We start from the raw sequence: 4654 nt of genomic DNA, 5'->3' as shown, positions 1-4654 counted from the left end.
GGCTGGAGCCCCGCAGGCCCCGCACCGGCCGCGCCTCCGTACCCCGCCCCGCAGCCCCCGGGCTACGGCTACCCGCAGGGCGGCGGCGGTTTCGGCCCGCCCCCGCCGCCCTCCCAGCCGCCGCCCGGCTGGTAGCTCAGAGCCCCAGAGACCGCTTCAGGAAGTCGACCTGGAGCAGCAGCAGGTTCTCGGCCACGTTCTCCTGCGGGGTCATGTGCGTCACCCCGCTCAGCGGCAGCACCTCGTGCGGCCGGCCGGCGGCGAGCAGCGCCGAGGACAGCCGCAGGCTGTGCGCGACGACCACGTTGTCGTCCGCCAGCCCGTGGACGATCATCATCGGGCGCACCTGCTTCTCCGCATACGACAGGCCCTCGTCGGTGACCAGCGAGTTGTACGCGTACAGCGCCGCCTGCTCCTCCGGGTCGCCCAGGTAGCGCTCGGTGTAGTGCGTGTCGTAGAGCCGCTGGTCGGTCACCGGGGCGCCGACGACCGCCGCGTGGAAGACGTCGGGCCGCCGCAGCACCGCCATGCCGGCCAGGAAGCCGCCGAACGACCAGCCCCGGATCGCCACCCGGCCGAGATCCAGCGGGAACCGCTCCGCGACCGCGTGCAGGGCGTCCACCTGGTCCTCCACGGTGAGCGCCAGATCGTGCTTGACCGCCTTCTCCCAGGCCGGGGAACGGCCGGGGGTGCCGCGGCCGTCCGCGACGACCACGGCGAAGCCCCGATCGGCGAACCACTGCGAGGTGAGGTGGGCGTTGTGGGCGGCGACCACCCGTGAGCCGTGCGGTCCGCCGTACGGATCCATCAGCACAGGAAGCGGACCATCGGACTCCGAATAGCCGGTGGGGAGCAGCACGGCGCACGGAATTCGCCGTGCGCCCCCTTCCGTCAGCACCGGCCGCGCGGACAGCACCGGCCGCTCCGCGTGACTCGCGACGACGGCGATCTCCTCGCCGTCGCGCACCACCCTCGCCGTTGCGCCTGCCCGCTCCAGCGCGGTCGAAACCAGCACCGTCACCCGCCCGGAACGGACGGCCGTGTGCACGCCGACGCCCTCCGAGACCCGTTCGACGCCCAGCTCGTTGACCCGGTAGACATGGCTCTCGCCGACCTCCGGATCGTCCGCCTCCGCGCCCGCCGACGCCGACACCAGGACGTCCGACTCCCCGATGTCCAGCACGGACCGGATGTGCAACTGCCCGCCGGTCAGCGTCCGGTCGCCGACCGCGAGGACCCGCGCCCCGCCCTCGTCGGTGATCCGCACCAGCCGCCCGTCCGGCGCCCACGCGGGCACACCGGGGAACAGCTCCAGCCACACCTCGTCCCCGTCCGCGTGCACGGTCCGGGTGGCGCCCGTCTCCGGGTCCACCGCCAGGTACACCTGGCTCTGCTGGTCCCGCGCCTGTACGAGCAGGAGCGGAGCCCCGTACGCCGACCAGTGCACCCGCGCCAGATACGGGAACCGGGCCCGGTCCCAGCTCACCTCGACGCGCTTGCCGTCCAGGCCCACGACCTGGAGCGACACCACGGCGTTGGGGGTGCCGGCCGCCGGGTAGGCCACTTCCGCCGGCCTGCGCTCGGGGTGCGCCGGGTCCGCGATCCACCACCGCTGGACGGGGCTCTCGTCCACGCGCGCCACCAGCAGCCGGTCGGACTCCGGCGACCACCAGAAGCCCCGTGAGCGGCCCATCTCCTCGGCCGCGATGAACTCCGCCAGCCCGTACGTGACCTGGTCGTCCTCCGGCTCGGCCAGCGCCCGGTCCGACTCGCCGTCCGTGCCGACGACCCGCAGCGCACCCTTGGACACATAGGCGACGTGTCGCCCGTCCGGGGAGGGACGCGGATCGATCACCGGGCCGGGCACGGGCAGCGCGCGCGCCGTGCCGCCCAGCAGATCGGCCACGTACACCTTCCCGGACAGCGCGAACGCGGCCAGTTCGGCCGCCGCGTCCACGGCGTAGCCCACGATCCCGGACGAACCCTCGCGGCTGCGCTCCCGGCGGGCGCGCTCCTGCGCCGACAGCCGCTCCCGCGAACCGCCCAGCAGCGCCCGGGGATCGGCCACCAGGCGCTCCCGCGGGGCCCCGTCCCCGGTCAGGTCCAGGACCCAGAGACGGCCCGAGCGGTCCGTGCCGGAACCCGAGCGCAGGTAGACCACGCGTCCACCGTCGGGTGAAACCGTGAACGCGCGAGGTGCCCCGAGAGTGAATCTCATGGTCCGTGCCGACTGGAGCGGAAACGTGATCTCTGGCGAAGTCATGCGCCGAACCTATCGGCCCGCTCCGTCCGTGCGCCCCTCGTGCTGCCGTGCCCCGATCAATGCGGTGCGACGGATAGTTATGATCCGTAGCGCTCGGTGGGTATGAACCTGCTGGCTCCACGCGTGCTGCCCGTGCCCGACCGTACAGATGGAGGTGAACCGCTGTGGCGCTCTCGATTTCGGCGGTGGTGCTGCTGGCGATCATCGTCTTCCTGCTGATCCGGAAGTCCGGACTGAAGGGAGGACATGCGGTCGTCTGCGCGCTGCTCGGCTTCTATCTCGCCGATTCCACCATCGCGCCCACCATCTCCGAGCTGACCACGAACGTGGCCGGCATGATCGGGGGCCTGAAGTTCTGACGCCGGGGACTCGTAGGGTGGTCCCCATGACGGACCTTCCCGCCCGGCGGCTGCTCCTGGTGCACGCACACCCGGACGACGAGTCGATCAACAACGGCGCCACCATGGCCAGGTACGCGGCCGAAGGCGCCCTGGTCACGCTGGTGACCTGCACACTCGGCGAGGAGGGCGAGGTCATCCCGCCCGCGCTCGCCCACCACGCCGCGGACCGGGACGACACCCTCGGCCCGTACCGCCGCGGCGAACTCGCGGCTGCCATGAAGGAGCTGGGCGTCACCGACCACCGCTTCCTCGGCGGCGCCGGCCGCTACCGGGACTCCGGGATGATGGGCGCCGAGCAGAACCGCCGCCCCGGCGCCTTCTGGGCGGCCGACGTGGACGAGGCCGCCGGGCATCTCGTCGACGTCATCCGCGAGGTGCGCCCCCAGGTCCTGGTCACCTACGACCCGGACGGGGGCTACGGGCACCCCGACCACATCCAGACCCACCGGGTCGCCACCCGCGCCGCCGAACTGGCCGCCGACGCCGCCTACCGCCCCGGCGCCGCCGCCCCGCACGCCGTCGCCAAGGTCTACTGGAACCGGGTGCCGCGCTCGGTCGCGGAGGAGCGCTTCGCCGCCCTGCGCGCCGAGGCCGCCGACGCCTTCCCGGGCATCGCCGCGATCGGTGACGTGCCGGGCGTGGTGGACGACGCCCTGGTCACCACCGTGATCGACGGCACGGGATACGAGGGGGCCAAGGCCGCCGCCATGCGGGCGCACGCCACCCAGATCGCCCTCCAGGGGCCCTACTTCGCCCTCTCCAACGACCTCGGGCAGCCCGTGTTCACCACCGAGTACTACGAGTTGGCCGCCGGTGCCCCGGGCGCCCCGGCGGGCTCCCTCGAACAGGATCTGTTCGCGGGCGTGCCGGGAGCCGAGCGGTGAGCGGCAGCAGCAGGGCGCGGGCCGGCGGCGACCGGACCGACGCACAGAAGAAGGACATTCCGGCCACCGGCCTGGCCGCGCCCGTCAACCCCGCCCGGATCGCCGTCCTGTTCGGCCTGGCGGTCGCCGGAGCCGTCGTGGGCATCGCGGGCACCCTCGTCCAGCCCGCCTGGTTCCCCGGCGGACTGCTCCTCGCGCTGGCGGCGGCGGCCGGCCTCTTCCACGGCGGGCGCACGCTGACGGGTACCCAGCCGGGAGCCGTGGCCCCCGCCGCAGGTTGGCTGATTTCCATCGTTGTTCTGCTCAGTGGACGGCCCGAAGGGGACTATGTCTTCGGTGACGCGGTCGGCCTGGGCCTCTTCATGCTGGGCGGAATGGGCGTCGCTGTGATCTGTGCCACCATGCCGCGATCGCCCCGGCAGCGGGCCGACAGCGGCCGACCTGCCAAGTAGTGTGCTCCGTCCGATCCCGTGACGCCCCCTGACCGTCGAGGGGGTGCGCAGTCGTTTCCCCCGGTCGCGGGGTGTGTACCGGCGGCGCCCAGTATGGTGGTTCGCGCGCCCGAGCTGTGGCACGGGGGAAGTACGGGCGGCGGAGCCAATCGGGAGAACCTGCTTTGAGTCGTGAAACTGACAGTTCGTCCTCCGGGCCCCAGGGTCGCGGAGGAGCCGCGTACCCCTCGGGTACGCCGCCGTACGGATCACGCCAGTATCCGTCGACGCACCCGTCGCAGGACGCCCCGGAAGGGGCCCCGGAATCTGCCGGTCCGGACCGCTCCGAAGAGCCGAAGACCGAGACGACCCTGACGACGCGTATCCGGATCAACATCCCGGGGTCGCGGCCCATCCCGCCGGTTGTCATGCGTACGCCCATGGGTGAGACGGAGAACGGTGCCGAGCGCACCGGCTCCACCCCGCGTCCGGGCGCCCCCGCGCAGGACGGCGCCCCGCAGACGTCCCCGGCCCCGGCCGCGGAGTCCGGCGAGGACGCGGCGGACTCCGGCGAGAAGCCGGCCAAGGAGGGCGGCGGCAGCGACTGGTTCGCCCCCCGCAAGCCCCCGGCGGCCGCGAAGCCGCCGACGGACGGCCCGGGCGACACGGACGGCG

At 73.3% G+C, this 4654-nt stretch carries 4 protein-coding genes and 1 pseudogene; 4 read left to right on the top strand and 1 reads right to left on the bottom strand.

The features are described from left to right. Positions 1-136: 136 nt before the first annotated feature. On the bottom strand, positions 137-2218 hold the full coding sequence (locus MHW47_RS32190; protein WP_374230185.1) for a prolyl oligopeptidase family serine peptidase: 2082 nt from the start codon (positions 2216-2218) through the stop codon (positions 137-139). Between the two features lie 209 nt (positions 2219-2427). Between MHW47_RS32190 and MHW47_RS32185 the strand changes: the two genes are divergently transcribed. The 4 genes and pseudogenes from MHW47_RS32185 to MHW47_RS36170 form a co-directional block, all read left to right on the top strand. Next, the gene (locus MHW47_RS32185; RefSeq protein ID WP_111337987.1) at positions 2428-2622 is read left to right on the top strand and encodes a hypothetical protein; all 195 of its coding nucleotides are present in this window, start codon (positions 2428-2430) and stop codon (positions 2620-2622) included. 26 nt (positions 2623-2648) lie between these two features. Further along, positions 2649-3548, top strand: a complete 900-nt coding sequence (gene mshB, locus MHW47_RS32180; RefSeq protein WP_239227389.1) for an N-acetyl-1-D-myo-inositol-2-amino-2-deoxy-alpha-D-glucopyranoside deacetylase — start codon at positions 2649-2651, stop codon at positions 3546-3548. Further along, entirely contained in the window at positions 3545-4000 is a 456-nt protein-coding gene (locus MHW47_RS32175) for a DUF6113 family protein (RefSeq protein ID WP_239227388.1), read from the top strand. Before mshB ends, MHW47_RS32175 begins: the two co-directional genes overlap by 4 nt. 419 nt (positions 4001-4419) lie before the next feature. After that, positions 4420-4654, top strand: a pseudogene (locus MHW47_RS36170) (hypothetical protein); the annotation flags it as partial.

It is taken from the genome of Streptomyces sp. OfavH-34-F (assembly GCF_022347745.1).
GTDB lineage: Bacteria > Actinomycetota > Actinomycetes > Streptomycetales > Streptomycetaceae > Streptomyces.
The sequence above is the reverse complement of the archived record's forward strand: the minus strand, read 5'-3'. Positions and strand labels throughout refer to the sequence as shown.